Genomic DNA, 14894 nt, shown 5'->3' on the forward strand with positions numbered 1-14894 from the left:
GCTGGCTCAGCTCACGCAGAGACAGAACGGGTGCCCGGCCGGGTCGAGGAAGACGCGGAAGTCGTCGTCCTCCTCGTCCGGCTGGTGCTCGTGCTTGACCGCGCCGATCTCCAGCACCCGCTTCTCGGCCTCGTCAAGGTCGTCCACCAGGAGGTCCAGGTGGATCTGCTGGGGCCGTTCGGGGTCCGGCCAGGTGCTGGGCCGCAGGTCGGGGGCGAGCTGGAAGGCCATGCGCTTGGGCGCGCCGCCGTCGCTGATCACCACCCAGTCGTCCTCGACGGACGTGATCGGCCAGCCCAGCAACTGGGAGTAGAACGCGGCCAGGCCCTTGGGGTCGGGCGTGTCGAGCACGACGGTGCGGAACTGCGCGATGCCGCTCATGGTCACCTCTCAGGCGTCGAAGGGGGTCCCTCGGAGACGGGAACCGTTACCCGGCCGATGATCCGGCACACCTCGCCGGGCGGACCCCCCTGACGAGAACGCCCGCTCAGACGGCGATCGCGGCGGGAAGGGACAGCAGCAGCTCCCGCGGCTCGCCGCCCTCCCAGCGCCGGACCAGCTTGGTGCCGGCCTCGCCGGGATCGAACTCCTCGCCTCCCCCGGGGCCGAAGCAGCCCGCCTCCTCCAGCCGGAGCAGCAGCGGGTCGTCCTCGGGCAGGCCGGCCGCGTAGACGGCGCAGTCGAGGAGGGCCAGCGCGCACCGGGCGTTGCGGCCGCCGTCGTTGGCCTCGACCCGGTCGAGGCTCCGCCGGGCCTGGGCACGGAGATACGCGGCGAGCGATTCTGACCTACTCACGACAGACCTTCTTCGATCGCGGACATTGAGCCACCCACTTTGGGCTACGACATCATCACGCATGGTGACAGATTTTTCCCGGAGGTTCGCGAAGTCGGGCGCGTGTCGCCGGCCCCCCGGTGGCGACGACCCTCCTGACATGGGGGATCATCGGTGCCATGAGTGCGTTCGACGACCTGTATGCCGCCAACGCTGAGTTCGCCAAGGAGTTCGGAAGCTCCGATCTCACCGGCCGCGCCGCCCGTGGTCTGGGCGTGGTGACCTGTATGGACTCCCGCATCGACCCCCTCGGGCTGCTCGGGCTCCGGCCAGGCGATGCCAAGATCCTCCGCAACGCCGGCGCCCGCGTCACCGACGACGTGCTGCGCACCCTCGTGGTGGGCGTCTACGTGCTCGGCGTCGAGCGCGTGCTGGTCATGCCCCACACCGACTGCGGGATGACCAAGGTCACCGACGCCGACATCCACGACCTCACCGCCCAGAGCGGCGTCGACACCCGCAGCCTCGACTTCCACACGGTGCCCGACCAGTGGGCGGCGCTGCGGCACGACCTGACCCGCATCAGGACCAGCCCGTTCCTGCCGCCCGGCATGCCGGTGACCGGCGCCGTCTACGACGTCCGCACCGGCCGGCTCTCCCCGGTCGAATACTGAAAGACGCCGTACGAGGCCACGGACGGGCGTGCCGGGGAGCGCCGGGCGGGGCCGTCAGGGCGTCGTGGGCGCGCGAACGGCCCCTTCGCCGCACCGGGGAGGGGCCGTGGCTTTCCGGACGACCTGAAGGGGCTTTCAGGCGTCGATGGCGTCGCGGTCGACCTCGGCCGCGCTGGTGACGAGGAACTCGCGCCGCGGCGCGACGTCGCTGCCCATCAGGAGGTTGAAGATGCGCTCGGCCGCCTCGGCGTCCTCGATGCGCACCCGGCGCAGGATGCGGTGGCGCGGGTCCATCGTGGTCTCGGCGAGCTGGTCGGCGTCCATCTCACCGAGGCCCTTGTAGCGCTGCACCGGGTCCTTCCAGCGCTTGCCGCGCCGCTCCAGGTCGCGCAGCACCTTCTGCAGCTCGGCGTCGGAGTAGCAGTAGATGTACTTGTCCTTGCCGCGCCCCGGGTTGGTGAGCTCGATGCGGTGCAGCGGCGGCACCGCGGCGAAGACCCGTCCGGCCTCCACCATCGGCCGCATGTAGCGGTAGAAGAGGGTGAGCAGCAGGCAGCGGATGTGGGCGCCGTCGACGTCGGCGTCGGCCATGAGGATGACCTTGCCGTAGCGGGCGGCCTCGATGTCGAAGGAACGGCCCGAGCCCGCGCCGACGACCTGGATGATGGCGGCGCACTCGGCGTTCTTGAGCATGTCGCTCACCGACGCCTTCTGCACGTTGAGGATCTTGCCGCGGATCGGCAGCAGCGCCTGGAACTCCGAGTCGCGGGCCAGCTTGGCGGTGCCGAGCGCGGAGTCTCCCTCGACGATGAACAGCTCGCTGCGGTCGACGCCCTCGCTGCGGCAGTCGACCAGCTTGGCCGGCAGCGCCGAGCTCTCCAGCGCGCTCTTGCGGCGCTGGTTGTCGCGGTGCTCACGGGCGGCGATGCGCGCCTTGGCGGCGGCGACGATCTTCTCAAGCACGGCCCGCAGCGGCTGCTTGTAGCCGCGCGGCGGGTTGGCGAACAGCTCCTTGAGCTCGCGCGAGACCACATGGGAGACGATGCGCGTGGCCGCCGAGGTGCCGAGCACCTCCTTGGTCTGGCCCTCGAACTGCGGCTCGGGCACCCGGACCGTGACGACGCCGGTCAGGCCCTCCTGGATGTCGTCCTTGGTGACGGGGTCGTCGCCGTTCTTGAGCAGCCGGGTCTCGCGCAGCACCTCGTTGACGGTGCGGACGAGGCCGCGCTCGAAGCCGGTGAGGTGGGTGCCGCCCTTGGGGGTGGCGATCACGTTGACGAACGAGCGCACGGTGGACTCGTAGCCCTTGCCCCAGCGGATCGCCACGTCGACGCTCAGCTCGCGCTGGACCTCGGTGGGCGTCATGTGGCCCTGGTCGTCGAGGACCGGCACGGTCTCGTGGAAGTGGCCGACGCCCTGCAGCCGCAGCACGTCGCAGACCGCCTCGTCGCGGGCCAGGAACTCGGCGAACTCGGAGATGCCGCCCTCGAAGCGGAACTCCTCCTCGGTGCGCTCCTCGTGCCTGCTGTCGTAGACCACCAGGGTGAGGCCGGGCACCAGGAACGCGGTCTGCCGCAGCCGCACGTGGATCTCGTCGAGCGAGACCTCGGCGTCGGGCAGGAAGATCTGCTTGTCGGCCCAGAAGCGCACGCGGGTGCCGGTGACCTTGGCGGGGAGCTCGCCGCCGAGGCGCAGGCCGGACTTCTTCCTGAACTTCGCCGTGGGCCCGTCGCCGTCGAAGACGCCGGTGACGCCGCGCCTGAAGCTGATCTCGTGGACCCGCCCGTCGCGGTCGACCTCGACGTCGAGCCGCGCCGACAGGGCGTTGACCACCGAGGCGCCGACGCCGTGCAGGCCGCCGGAGGCGCCGTAGGAGCCGCCGCCGAACTTGCCGCCCGCGTGCAGCTTGGTGTAGACGAGCTCGACGCCGGCCAGGCCGGTCTTGGGCTCGACGTCCACGGGGATGCCGCGGCCGTTGTCGCGGACCTCTATCGAGCCGTCGGCGTAGAGCTCGACCTCGATGCGGTCGCAGTAGCCCGCCAGCGCCTCGTCGACGCCGTTGTCCACGATCTCCCAGAGGCAGTGCATCAGCCCGCGACTGTCGGTGGACCCGATGTACATGCCCGGGCGCTTGCGGACCGCTTCAAGGCCCTCAAGCACCGACAGGTGACGAGCCGTGTAACCCGCCTCCACTAGCGTCACTCCAGCTCCCCGGGTTGAGCATCGAACACGTGTGCGCAGCTTACCGTTCTTCCCTTGCGCACGCGTACAAGCTTGCCATGGCGGCATGTTTGTCGTTACCAACCGGCTGATCCTCATTACTTTCGGACACATTCCGCTCTGGGCGTACAGCGGGGGAGGTTGGGAAGGCCCACGTCCGGTTAGATGTTGTTCCAAGTGACTGACGCCAGATCCTCGCTTCGGCGGGGGTGACCCGAAAGGCGATACGTGACTGGAGCACTCGCCCCCGTTAAGCCGCTGACGGCCCTCGACCGCTGCGACCGTTGCGGCGCCCAGGCCTACATTCGCGCGACCCTGCCGATAGGCGGGGAGCTGCTGTTCTGCGCTCACCACGGGCGTCAGCACATCGCGGCACTGCGTGAGAAGGGCGCCGACATCCTGGACGAGTCGGCTCGACTCAGCAAGACCCCGATGAATGCCCCCGACGGCGAGCGCTGATCCACAACGCCCGTCGTGTCGACATAACCGCATATGAACGGCAGAACGGCCACCCTGAGCCTGCTCGGGGTGGCCGTTCTGCGTTCGTGTGATCCTTGTCACATCCGGGTTCAGCGGACGCGGTAGTGGTAGCGCGCCGCCACCTCGAACCCCTCGCTGCGGTACAACGCCTGGGCGGCCTCGTTGGGAGCGGTGGTCACCAGGTACGCAGAACCGGTCCGCGCGTGGTGGCCGAGCGCCCGCAGGATCACGCGCGCCAGACCGCGCCGCCGCGCCTCCGGGCGGGTCGCCATGCAGTAGACGCCGAGCGTGCTCCCCTGGGGGACGGCCCTGCCGACGGCCAGCGTCTCGCCGTTCTCCTCGTAGGCGGCGTACCAGGCCGGGACGCCCGCGCAGACGCGGGCGGCGTGGGCGAGGCCGCTCTCGTACCGGCCGTCCACGGCCCACCAGGTGTCCAGCCAGTCGGCCCACGGCTGGTCCTCGATCCTGACCCGCTCGCCCCGCCAGGGAGCGAGGGACCCGGCGGTCATCACGAGGGTGGGATCGACCAGCTCGTATCCCCGGCGTTCCAGCTCCTCGTCCAGGCCGGGCGTGGCGCCGGGCCCCATGGAGAAGGCCGGGCGCAGGTCGCGGTCGCCGTAGAACGCCTCGGCCGCCTCGATCGCGGCGACCAGGTCCGCCGGACGGCCGAGGGGCAGCACCGAGTTGGCCCGCTTGGTCACGCCGCCCGCGTACCGCAGCACCCACCCGTCGTGCTCGCGCTGCTCGTACGCCGGCCACGCTTCATGGACAAGTCGGTCGAAATCCACCCGCGCAGCGTAGCCGACGGGTCACTACCGGGGGCGGACCAGGTCGCCCATAAGCTACTGACCTGTGTTGATACTGCTGCCCCCGTCCGAAGGCAAGGCCCAGGAGGGAAGCGGCCCGCCCGTCGGCGAGCTGTCCTTCCCCGCGCTCGACCGGGCCCGCCGGCGGGTGCTGAACGCGCTCGTACGCGCCTCCAAACGCCGCGACGCCCTCGACGTGCTCGGGCTGACGCCCGGCCTGGCCGGCGAGCTGGACAAGAACACCGCGCTGAAGACCGCCCCCACGCTGCCCGCCGCCGAGCTCTACACCGGCGTCCTCTACGACAACCTGGGGCTCGGCACCCTGGAGGGCGAGGCGCGCCGGCGGGCCGAGGAGTCGGTGCTGATCTTCTCGGGGCTGTGGGGCGTGCTGCGGATCGGCGACCGGATCCCGCCGTACCGGCTGTCGATGGGCGTGAACCTGCCGCCGCTCGGCGGGCTCGCGGCCTTCTGGCGGCCCCTGCTCGCCAAGGCGCTCGATCCGGTGCCCGGGCTGGTCGTGGACATGCGCTCGGCGACGTACGCGGGGGCGTGGCAGCCGGGCGAGCGGTCGGCGGCGGTGCGCGTCTTCCGTGCCGGCAAGGTCGTCAGCCACATGGCCAAGGCGACCCGCGGCGAGATCGCCCGCGCCCTGCTCCTGCACGACACCGTCCCGTCGTCGCCCGAGGAGCTGGCCAAGACCCTCACCGGCCTCGGCCACGCCGTCGAGCTCGCTCCCCCGCCGCGGCCCGGCCGCCCCTGGACGCTGGACGTGCGCCTCCCCTGATCCGGTGGAGGCGCGGGACGAGAAAGGGCCCCCGCCGGAGCAGTCCGGCGAAGGCCCTTCACGGTCGTGACGCTCTAGTCCAGGTAGTCGCGCAGCACCTGGGAGCGGGACGGGTGGCGGAGCTTCGACATGGTCTTGGACTCGATCTGGCGGATGCGCTCACGGGTGACCCCGTAGACCTTGCCGATCTCGTCCAGCGTCTTGGGCTGCCCGTCGGTGAGCCCGAAGCGCATCGACACGACGCCCGCCTCCCGCTCCGACAAGGTGTCGAGAACGGAGTGCAGCTGCTCCTGGAGCAGCGTGAAGCTGACGGCGTCGGCCGGGACGATCGCCTCGGAGTCCTCGATGAGGTCGCCGAACTCGCTGTCGCCCTCCTCGCCCAGCGGCGTGTGGAGGGAGATGGGCTCGCGGCCGTACTTCTGGACCTCGACGACCTTCTCGGGCGTCATGTCCAGCTCGCGGGCCAGCTCCTCCGGGGTGGGCTCGCGGCCGAGGTCCTGCAGCATCTGCCGCTGGACGCGGGCCAGCTTGTTGATCACTTCGACCATGTGGACCGGGATGCGGATGGTCCGCGCCTGGTCGGCCATGGCCCGGGTGATCGCCTGCCGGATCCACCACGTGGCGTAGGTGGAGAACTTGTAGCCCTTGGTGTAGTCGAACTTCTCGACGGCCCTGATGAGGCCGAGGTTGCCCTCCTGGATCAGGTCGAGGAAGAGCATGCCGCGGCCGGTGTAGCGCTTGGCCAGCGAGACCACGAGCCGGAGGTTGGCCTCCAGCAGGTGGTTCTTGGCGCGGCGACCGTCCTCGGCGATCCACTCCAGCTCGGCGCGGACGTCGACAGGCAGGCCGTCGGTCTCGCCGCTGCCGAGCTGCTCCTCGGCGAACAGGCCGGCCTCGATGCGCTTGGCGAGCTCGACCTCCTGCTCGGCGTTGAGCAGCGGGACCTTGCCGATCTGCTTGAGGTAGTCCTTCACCGGGTCGGCGGTGGCGCCGGCGGCCGCCACCTGGGCGACGGGGGCGTCATCGTCGTCGTCGGAGAGGATGAGGACCTCGTCCTCGGTCTTCTGCGTCGCGGCGATCTCGGCGGCCTTGGGCTCGTCGGTGTCGTCGTCGTCGGAGTCCTCGGTCTCGCCCTCGGCGTCGGAGTCCTCCTCGACGAGGACCTCGACGTCGAGGTCCTCGAGGTCCTCCAGCTCCACGTCGGCGTCGAGCTCGAGGTCCTCGACCTCGTCGGACTCGCCGCGCGTGGCGTCGGTCGCCTTCGGCTTGGTCTCGGCAGGCCCAGCGGCGCTCTTCGGCTCGGCCTTCTTGGCGGCGGCGGGAGCCGCGGCCTTCTTGGCCGCCGGAGCGGCCTTCTTCGCGGGGGCCGCCTTCTTGGCGACCGGCTCGGCTTCGGCGGCGCCGACGACCGCGGTCACGGTCTCGGGCTGCTGCTCTTTGGCGGCCGCCGCCGTCTTGGTCTTGACGGGGGCGGCGGTGCGGCGCTTTGCTGGACCACGAGACTTCTTCGGCGCAGCCGAATCCGCGGCGGTCACCACCACGGTCACGCCCTCTTTGCTGAGGTTCCGCAAGAACGCGGCGGCGTGCGACATGGGGATGTCCGCCTCCTCGAAGGCCTGACGGACATCCTCAGACTCGAGGAAACCCTGCGAGCGCCCACGCTCGAGCAGTCGCTGAATGACGGGCTCGTTCAGCTCTTGTGGCTTCGAGCGAGTCGAACTTGCAGGCGACACGAACACCTCTCGAACGAACGCGTGGCGACAATGGACCCAGATGCCCGCTGGGGGGCTGTTGCCTCTCTCGGAGATCGGTGAGGCCGTGCGGACCGCGACGGACCTGCACAGCATTGTGGCACGACCCCGCACTCCATACGGCCACCTCCCGGCGGTTGACCTCCACCCTAGGCCGACCAAAGCAGTAGTGCGTACGTAAGCGGGGCACTGATACCCGAAAGCAACCGTTATGACTGTTTCATTCAGTCACTCTTCGTGGCTGGCGGAACGTGAATTGCGAGCGCGGTAACGTCATCATCCTGTTCATATCCAGACAACATCCGGTCAACCAGGAAGTCCAGCAACATGTGAGGACTCTTCACCACCTCAGGCGGCGCTTCGGTCACAACACTGCAAAGGTCCGCGAGTCCGGCGTCCAGCCCGCGCTTGCGGTTCTCCACGAGGCCGTCGGAGTAGAGCACGGCGGTGTGCCCGGGCGGCACCACGAACCGGAACTGCCTGCGGCTCGTCGGCCAGCCCAGCGGCGTGCCGGGCTCGCCGTCGGTCAGGATCGCGGTGCCCTGAGGCGAGACCAGCACGGGCGGCGGGTGGCCGGCCAGCGCCAGCGTGCCCTCGCCGGTGACGGGCTCGACGACCATGTAGGCCAGGGTCGTGACCTGCTCCTCTTCCTCGGTCGCCTCGAAGACGCGGTCGAGCCCGGTGAGCACCGCCGCGGGCGGCGGGTTGGTCAGCGCCAGGGCGCGCATCGCGTTGCGGATGCGGCCCATGCCGGCCGCGGCCTTGACGCCCTTGCCCATGACGTCGCCGACGACCGCCGCGACCCGCCCGTCCTGCAGCACGAAGGCGTCGTACCAGTCGCCGCCGACCTGGACGTGGCGGCTGCCCGAGCGGAAGCGCTGCGCCAGCTCCAGGCCCTTGACCACGGGCAGCCGGTCGGGCAGCAGGCTGCGCTGCAGCGTCTCGGCGGTGCGGTGCTCGCGCTCGAACAGGGTGGCCCGCTCGACCGCCAGCGCGCACTGGCCGGCCAGGGCCTCCAGGAAGACGCCGTCCTCCTGGGAGATCTTCTGCGAGCGCGTGAAGGAGAATCGGAGCGCTCCCAGCGCGCGGCCCGCGGCGAGCAGCGGCAGGCCCACCCAGGCCCGCTCGTCGCTGCTGGCGAGGTAGTTGGCCAGCACCTCCTCGTCGCCGCCCGCCTCCAGGAGCTGGGCGCGCAGGCTGTCGGGCGACTCGGCGAAGACCGGCCGGCGGCTGTTGACCGCCATGGTCATGACGCTGGAGCTCGACAGCGGGATCTCCTCGCCCGAGGCGCCTGACGCCTCGGGGATGCCCTCGCCGTTGATGAGCTTGAGCGCGGCGCGGTCGGTGTCGAGCAGCGCCACGGCCGAGCGGTCGGCGGCCAGGGCGGTGCGGCCGACGTCGATGATCACCTGGACGACCTGCTCGACGGTCAGCGCCTCGGCGAGCATGGCGGTGGCGCCCTGCAGCCGGGCGGTGCGCAGGGCGGCGGCGCCGAGCTGGTCGGTCAGCCTGCCGCGCATCTCCTCGGCCTCGCGCTGCGGGGTGACGTCGGTGTTGGCGCCGACCCACTCCACGACCCTGCCGTGCCTGATGATCGGCACCGCCCGCACCTCGAAGTGCCGGTAGCCGCTGGCCCGGGTGCGCACCCGGTAGTTCCACTCGAACATGGTGCGCCCGCGCAGCGCCTCGCGCCACGCCTCCTCGGTCTGCTGGCGCTCCTCGGGGTGCACGACCTCCAGCCAGCCGTTGGCGAGGTATTCCTCCAGGCCCTGGCCGGTGATGGCGCGCCACTGGGGCGCGTCCTCGACGACGGCGCCCGTGGGCGAGGTGATCCAGACGAGCTGGGACTGCGCCTCGACCAGCGAGCGGTAACGCTCCTCGCTGCGGCGCAGCGCCTCCTCGGTCTGGCGGCTCTCGGTGACGTCCATGCCGACGAGCGCGACGGCGCGCAGCTCGCCCGAGTCGTCGTGGACCGGCGAGAACGACAGCGACCAGTGCCGGGTGTCGCCCTCGGCCGAGCGCACGCGCACGCGCCCCTCGGTGACCGGCGCGTCGGTCTCGACCACGGCCTGCACGGCGTGGGTGATGATCTGGCTGAGGTCGGCGGTCAGCACCTCGACCGGCTGCCGGCCGATCAGGCGCTCCTCGGGCACGTTGACGACGACGCCGCAGAAGACGTCGTTGACGCGCTGGACGCGGCCGTCGCCGTCGAAGAACGCGAAGGCGAACTCGGCCTCGGACAGCATGCCCTGGAACAGGGCGGAGTCTGAGATGTCCACATCCGACTCCCGGGGACGGGGAACGGAGGTCTCGGCGCTCATCGTCCGCACCTCCGTCGCGTGCCAGGGTCTCCCACGCGGCACATCTCCATAGTCGTGTCTTGGTGTAGCGCAGCTCCGGGCGACCGGATCCTGCAGTACATCATCGGCGATGGGCATGTGCGGACGGAAGCCCCCGCCGCGGCCCGGTCGCCCCTAAGGTCAACGCATCCTGTCAAAATCGCTCCACGTCGCGCAGCAAGATCAGGTTACAGCGCAGCTACTCGGCCTTGGCCGCGCGCTTGGCCTCCTGCTTGGCGGCACGTACGCGGACCAGGCTCTCGGCGTCGACGACGTCGGCCACCGACCGGTGTGAACCCTCCTCGCCGTAGGCCCCGGCCGCCTCACGCCAGCCTGAAGGTTGAACACCCAACTGCTTCCCCAGCAATGCCAAAAAAATCTGGGCCTTCTGCTTGCCGTATCCCGGAAGGGCCATGAGTCGTTTCAACAACTCCTTGCCGTCGGGTGCCCCGGCCCAGATGTTCTCGGGCCGCCCGTCGTAGTGCTCGACGAGGTAGGCCGCGAGCGCCTGGACCCTGGCCGCCATGGCCTTGGGGTAGCGGTGCACGGCCGGCTTCTCGGCGAGCAGCGCGGCGAACGCCTCAGGATCATACGAGGCGACGCGCTCGGCCGTCAGGTCGCCTCCCAGCCGCTCGGCGATGGTGTGCGGCCCCGTGAACGCCCACTCCATGGGGATCTGCTGGTCGAGGAGCATGCCGACGAGCAGGGCGAGCGGATTGCGGCCGAGGAGCTCGTCCGCCTCGCTCTTCTGGGCGAGCTGGATGCGCATGGAGACAGCTTGGCATGGATGGGCGCCGGGTGAAGTGAACACAGGCGTCGTGGAGGCTTGACACCCGTCCGAGAAAGGATGAAATGAGAGCGCAAGTCGCCCAGCACACGTTCCTGAGGGTTTGCCCCCGGGCTTCCAGAGGAATCTGACATCTATGCTCGCTCTGGCCACACGGTTCCTGCGCGAACCGGTCAGTCTCCGGCTGGCCGAAGAGTTCCTGACCGTACCCGTGGACACGATCGACCGCTGCGTGGCCGACGTCTGCGCGTGCGCGCAGCACCTGGGCATCTCCGCGACGCCCGAGATCGTGGAACGCATCGCGCGCGAGCGCCTGCTCGCCATCGTCAACTCGGCGCCGCCGCCGCGCGTCCCGCGTTGAGACTCCCGATAACATCGGGGTTACCAGGCCGAGTTCTCCGCACCGTTTGCGCCTGGAATACGAGAGAGTGAGGGTGTGCGCCGACACCGACGAGATCCCCGGGAGAGCACCCCGCCCGACGACGTGTTCCAGGAGATGGTGACGGCGGCCCGCGAGCTGCTGGCCGTGCGCACACCGCTCGACGCGGAGCTGATGGTCTCCGACATGATCGGGGCCTGGTGGGGCAGGCGGGTCCGGGGCGGCGACGTGGAGCAGGTGCTCGGCGAGGGGCTGGTCGACTACGCCGCCAAGGCCGGCACCCCAGCCTCGCTGACGCTGCTGATCTGCCTCGCCTATCTCGGCACCGCCCGTCAGGGCGCCAAGGCCGAGGGCGCGGCGCTGGCGATGATGGAGTCGGGCGTGGCGCGGCCCGGCTGGGCCGACAAGGTGGGCGCGGTCAAGCCGGCCGGCTGCTACGTCTCCCGCGACGCCTACGGCGACCAGGACACCGTCATCTGCACCTTCGCCTACCGCTGGAACGAGGCATCCCGGCCGACCGACCGGCACGCGCTGGTCGTGGTCGTCGACTACAACATGAGCGGCATGGCCCGCGACGCCTGGGTGTCCTCTCAAGTCGACAAGCTGCTGGAGCAGGCGAGGATCGAGGCGGCGGGCAACCCCATGCTGCTGTTCGAGGAGATCCAGCCCGAGCAGGCGAGGGCGCTGCTGGAGTCGGCGATGAAGGCCACCAGGGAGCCGAAGACCCCCCCGCCGGTGAGCGACAGCTACAGCGCCTACCACGCCTTCGCCCGCGCCCGGCTGAAGGCGCTGCCCCCGGGCCGCAAGCGCCCGGCGCCGCTGCACATCGAGGCCCCCTACAGCAGGGAGCGCCGGGCCATGCTGGCGGCCGAGTTCCTGGCCTCCGACGCGGCCGAGCACCTGTCCGACCCGTCGGCCGCCTCGCGCTGCGCCGACCACATCATCGACTACGGCTGCGAGCAGGACTTCAACCGGCCGCTGCGGGTCAGCCCGACCAAGTGCGAGACGTTCCTGCTCGACTGGCTGCCGCGCAAGGTCATGCTGAGCGTCGCCGAGCAGGAGGCGATGCCGCACGTGCTGTCGGCGTGGGTGCGCTTCGCCGCGCGCCGCACGGCCCTGCCCGAGCAGGGGCTGCGGGCCACGCTCGACGCCGTGTGGGAGGCGACGGGCAAGTTCCCCGAGGCCTACCGCGACCCGACCTCGTTCGGGCTCGACCGGCCGCTGCTGGAGCGGCTGCTGCCGGACGGCGACCTGTCGGCCCTGGCCAGGCGCGCCTTCGCCTTCCCCTATCTGCAGGGCGTCCACAACGGCATCGACCTCGACCGGCTCAACCCCTCCGACGAGGCCGACCGGCGCACGCTGCTGGAGATCGACCACGGCGGCCTGATCGACCAGGAGCACCTGGCCTGGCACGAGGAGATCGCGACCCGGCTGTGGGAGGGCGACCCGCCGCAGCTCTGGGAGGCCGCCCAGCGCCTGCTCGACCTCGGCCACGACCGGCACGACGTGCTGCACGTGCTCATCGAGATCGCCGAGCGGATCGGCGGCGACCCTGACGAGCTCGCCGCCGCCCTCGACGACATCGCCGACATCCCGGACGAGATCTGACATCAGGGGCAGGTCAGCGTCCGCGTTCGGCCCGCCGGGGCGGCCACGGATTAGCATGATAGGGCCATGGTGATTGACCTCAACGCCGATCTCGGCGAGAGCTTCGGGATCTGGCGGCTCGGCGACGACCTCGCGCTCCTCGACATCGTCACGAGCGCCAACGTGGCCTGCGGCTTCCACGCGGGCGACCCGGTGACGATCAGGCGCACCTGCGCGGCGGCCGTCGACCGGGGCGTGGCGATCGGCGCCCAGGTGTCCTACCGCGACCTCGCCGGCTTCGGCCGCCGGGCCATGGACGTCGAGCCCGAGGAGCTGTGCGCGGAGGTCCTCTACCAGCTCTCGGCGGTCGACGGCATCGCGAGGGCGATGGGCGGCCGGGTGTCGTACGTCAAGCCGCACGGCGCGCTCTACAACCGGGTCGTGCGCGACCGGGAGCAGGCGGCCGCCCTGGTCGACGCGGTGGCCGACTACGACGTCGCGCTTCCCGTGCTCACGCTGCCCGGCTCGGCCGTGCACGAGGTGGCCGCCGCCGCGGGCGTGTCGACCGTGAACGAGGCGTTCGCCGACCGGGCGTACACACCGGAGGGGACGCTGCTGCCGCGCAGGGAGGAGGGCGCGGTGATCCACGACCCGGCGGAGGTGTCCGCGCGCGCCCTGCGGATGGCGCTCAAGGGCGCCGTGACGGCCGTCGACGGCAGCTCCGTGACGATCGGCGCGCGCTCGATCTGCATCCACGGCGACACGCCCGGCGCGATCCGGCTGGCGCAGGAGGTGCGGGACGGCCTGCTGGCGGCCGGGGTGGTCCTGCAGGCGTTCACATGATCCGCCTGGCGGGCGAGCACGGGCTGCTGGTCGAGACGGGCTCCCTGGAGCTGTCGCACCGACTGGACGCCGCCCTGCGGCGCGAGCGGCCCGACCGGGTCGTGGAGATCGTCCCCGGGCCCGGCACCGTGCTGGTGGTGGCTCCGGGCGGCGACCGCGAGCGGCTGCGCGAGCGGCTGGCGGACGTGCTGGCCCGGGAACGTGCCACCACCCTCGCCGCCGGGCCGGCCGCCGCGGCGCCGGTGGTGACCGTCCCCGTGGTCTACGACGGGGCCGACCTGGAGCCGGTGGCGGAGCTGGCGGGCGTCGGCGTGGACGAGGTGATCGCCAGGCACGCGGGGCGCGAGCTGGTGGTGGGCTGGCTCGGGTTCGCGCCGGGGTTCGCCTACCTGACGGGGCTGGACCCGGTGCTGCACGTGCCCAGGCTGGGCACGCCGCGCACCTCGGTGCCCGCCGGGTCCGTCGCCGTCGCGGGGCCCTACTCCGCGGTCTACCCGAGCGCGTCCCCGGGCGGCTGGCGGCTGCTCGGGCACACCACGCTGCGGGTGTGGGACGTGGCGGCCGATCCGCCGTCGCCGTTCCGTCCCGGCACGCGCGTGCGGTTCGAGCCCGCGTGATCGAGGTCATCGCGCCCGGCCCGTACGCGACCGTCCAGGACCTCGGCCGGCCCGGCTTCGCCCACCTGGGGGTGCCCGGCTCCGGGGCGGCCGACGCCGCGAGTCTCAAGCTGGCCAACCGGCTGGTGGGCAACCCCGAGGGGCTGGCGGGCATCGAGCTGACCTTCGGCTCGGCGCGGCTGCGTTTCCTCACGGGCGCGTGGGCGGCGCTGGCGGGCGCCCCGCTGCCGGCGGGGCCGGTGCGCGGGGCGGCCATGGGAGCGCCGTTCTGGGTGCCGGCCGGGGCGGAGCTGCGGCTGGGGGCGCCGTGGCGGGGGCTGCGGACCTACCTCGCGGTGCGGGGCGGGATCGCGGTGCCGCCGGTGCTGGGCAGCCGGTCCACCGACTCGCTGTCGGGGCTCGGCCCCGAGCCGCTGCGGGCGGGCACGCTGCTGCCCGTGGGGGCCGCCGGGGGCGGGCTCGTGGCGGACTTCGCGCCGCTGCCGGAGCTCGGGCCCGCCGTGCTGCGGGTGCTGCCGGGGCCGCGCGACGACTGGTTCGTGCCGGAGGCGCTGGAGGAGCTGTGCGCGGCCCCGTACGTCGTGAGCCAGGACAGCAACCGGATCGGCGTGCGGCTGCGCGGCCCCGAGCTGGTGCGGGCGAAGGACGGCGAGCTGCCGAGCGAGGGGATGGTGACGGGGGCGGTCCAGGTGCCGCCGAGCGGGCAGCCGATCGTCTTCCTCGCCGACCATCCGCCGACCGGCGGCTACCCGGTGATCGCCGTGCTGCGCGCGGCCGACCTGGCGGTGGCCGCGCAGCTCCGCCCCGGCGACGAGGTGCGCTTCACCATCCGGCGCGGACGCTGAGGCGTCC

General features: G+C 71.6%; 15 protein-coding genes. 8 read left to right on the forward strand and 7 right to left on the reverse strand.

Annotated elements, in window-relative coordinates:
* Positions 1–6: 6 nt before the first annotated feature.
* On the reverse strand, positions 7–381 hold the full coding sequence (locus Nocox_RS31210; protein WP_020541976.1) for a VOC family protein: 375 nt from the start codon (positions 379–381) through the stop codon (positions 7–9).
* 106 nt (positions 382–487) lie between these two features.
* A complete protein-coding gene (locus tag Nocox_RS31215; protein WP_020541977.1) occupies positions 488–796 on the reverse strand; it encodes a hypothetical protein in 309 nt (102 codons plus the stop codon).
* Positions 797–954: 158 nt separating this feature from the next.
* Between Nocox_RS31215 and Nocox_RS31220 the strand changes: the two genes are divergently transcribed.
* On the forward strand, positions 955–1449 hold the full coding sequence (locus tag Nocox_RS31220; protein WP_020541978.1) for a beta-class carbonic anhydrase: 495 nt from the start codon (positions 955–957) through the stop codon (positions 1447–1449).
* 135 nt (positions 1450–1584) lie between these two features.
* Here the strand turns inward: Nocox_RS31220 and Nocox_RS31225 are convergent, their stop codons facing one another.
* Positions 1585–3651 carry a DNA gyrase/topoisomerase IV subunit B gene (locus Nocox_RS31225; protein WP_026214088.1) on the reverse strand — a complete coding sequence of 689 codons (2067 nt, stop codon included), beginning with the start codon at positions 3649–3651 and terminating at the stop codon, positions 1585–1587.
* A 246-nt stretch (positions 3652–3897) separates the two neighbouring features.
* On the opposite strand from Nocox_RS31225, the gene Nocox_RS31230 reads away from it, so the two are divergent.
* Entirely contained in the window at positions 3898–4128 is a 231-nt protein-coding gene (locus tag Nocox_RS31230; RefSeq protein WP_020541980.1) for a DUF7455 domain-containing protein, read from the forward strand.
* A gap of 110 nt (positions 4129–4238) precedes the next feature.
* Here the strand turns inward: Nocox_RS31230 and Nocox_RS31235 are convergent, their stop codons facing one another.
* Positions 4239–4937: a GNAT family N-acetyltransferase gene (locus Nocox_RS31235; protein ID WP_026214089.1), complete on the reverse strand. Its 699-nt coding sequence runs from the start codon at positions 4935–4937 to the stop codon at positions 4239–4241.
* Positions 4938–5001: 64 nt separating this feature from the next.
* Between Nocox_RS31235 and Nocox_RS31240 the strand changes: the two genes are divergently transcribed.
* Positions 5002–5739: a YaaA family protein gene (locus Nocox_RS31240; protein WP_026214090.1), complete on the forward strand. Its 738-nt coding sequence runs from the start codon at positions 5002–5004 to the stop codon at positions 5737–5739.
* A gap of 74 nt (positions 5740–5813) precedes the next feature.
* On the opposite strand, the gene Nocox_RS31245 is transcribed toward Nocox_RS31240, so the two are convergent.
* The 3 genes from Nocox_RS31245 to Nocox_RS31255 all read right to left on the reverse strand — a co-directional run bounded on the left by Nocox_RS31245 (position 5814) and on the right by Nocox_RS31255 (position 10598).
* The gene (locus tag Nocox_RS31245) at positions 5814–7472 is read right to left on the reverse strand and encodes an RNA polymerase sigma factor (protein WP_084685458.1); all 1659 of its coding nucleotides are present in this window, start codon (positions 7470–7472) and stop codon (positions 5814–5816) included.
* A 242-nt stretch (positions 7473–7714) separates the two neighbouring features.
* Complete coding sequence (locus Nocox_RS31250) at positions 7715–9811, reverse strand: SpoIIE family protein phosphatase (RefSeq protein WP_219495521.1); 2097 nt, start codon at positions 9809–9811, stop codon at positions 7715–7717.
* Between the two features lie 217 nt (positions 9812–10028).
* On the reverse strand, positions 10029–10598 hold the full coding sequence (locus tag Nocox_RS31255; protein WP_020541985.1) for an HhH-GPD-type base excision DNA repair protein: 570 nt from the start codon (positions 10596–10598) through the stop codon (positions 10029–10031).
* 154 nt (positions 10599–10752) lie between these two features.
* On the opposite strand from Nocox_RS31255, the gene Nocox_RS31260 reads away from it, so the two are divergent.
* The 5 genes from Nocox_RS31260 (at position 10753) to Nocox_RS31280 (ending at position 14887) form a co-directional block, all read left to right on the forward strand.
* Complete coding sequence (locus tag Nocox_RS31260; RefSeq protein WP_020541986.1) at positions 10753–10977, forward strand: hypothetical protein; 225 nt, start codon at positions 10753–10755, stop codon at positions 10975–10977.
* Between the two features lie 135 nt (positions 10978–11112).
* Entirely contained in the window at positions 11113–12603 is a 1491-nt protein-coding gene (locus Nocox_RS31265) for a hypothetical protein (protein WP_033408498.1), read from the forward strand.
* A gap of 66 nt (positions 12604–12669) precedes the next feature.
* Positions 12670–13425: a LamB/YcsF family protein gene (locus tag Nocox_RS31270; RefSeq protein ID WP_020541988.1), complete on the forward strand. Its 756-nt coding sequence runs from the start codon at positions 12670–12672 to the stop codon at positions 13423–13425.
* Positions 13422–14042, forward strand: coding sequence for a 5-oxoprolinase subunit B family protein (locus Nocox_RS31275; RefSeq protein ID WP_020541989.1), 621 nt, complete (start codon positions 13422–13424; stop codon positions 14040–14042). The genes Nocox_RS31270 and Nocox_RS31275 overlap by 4 nt, the downstream gene beginning before the upstream one ends.
* On the forward strand, positions 14039–14887 hold the full coding sequence (locus Nocox_RS31280) for a 5-oxoprolinase subunit C family protein (RefSeq protein ID WP_020541990.1): 849 nt from the start codon (positions 14039–14041) through the stop codon (positions 14885–14887). Before Nocox_RS31275 ends, Nocox_RS31280 begins: the two co-directional genes overlap by 4 nt.
* Positions 14888–14894 lie beyond the last annotated feature (7 nt).

The sequence above is a fragment of the Nonomuraea coxensis DSM 45129 genome, from assembly GCF_019397265.1.
Lineage (GTDB): Bacteria > Actinomycetota > Actinomycetes > Streptosporangiales > Streptosporangiaceae > Nonomuraea > Nonomuraea coxensis.

What these genes read in the sequence shown, in the direction of transcription:
- Nocox_RS31210 (WP_020541976.1), bottom strand. Translation starts at nt 381, where the DNA reads ATGAGCGGCATCGCGCAGTTCCGCACCGTCGTGCTCGACACGCCCGAC.
- Nocox_RS31220 (WP_020541978.1), top strand. Translation starts at nt 955, where the DNA reads ATGAGTGCGTTCGACGACCTGTATGCCGCCAACGCTGAGTTCGCCAAG.
- Nocox_RS31250 (WP_219495521.1), bottom strand. Translation starts at nt 9,811, where the DNA reads ATGAGCGCCGAGACCTCCGTTCCCCGTCCCCGGGAGTCGGATGTGGAC.
- Nocox_RS31255 (WP_020541985.1), bottom strand. Translation starts at nt 10,598, where the DNA reads ATGCGCATCCAGCTCGCCCAGAAGAGCGAGGCGGACGAGCTCCTCGGC.
- Nocox_RS31260 (WP_020541986.1), top strand. Translation starts at nt 10,753, where the DNA reads ATGCTCGCTCTGGCCACACGGTTCCTGCGCGAACCGGTCAGTCTCCGG.
- Nocox_RS31265 (WP_033408498.1), top strand. Translation starts at nt 11,113, where the DNA reads ATGGTGACGGCGGCCCGCGAGCTGCTGGCCGTGCGCACACCGCTCGAC.
- Nocox_RS31270 (WP_020541988.1), top strand. Translation starts at nt 12,670, where the DNA reads ATGGTGATTGACCTCAACGCCGATCTCGGCGAGAGCTTCGGGATCTGG.
- Nocox_RS31275 (WP_020541989.1), top strand. Translation starts at nt 13,422, where the DNA reads ATGATCCGCCTGGCGGGCGAGCACGGGCTGCTGGTCGAGACGGGCTCC.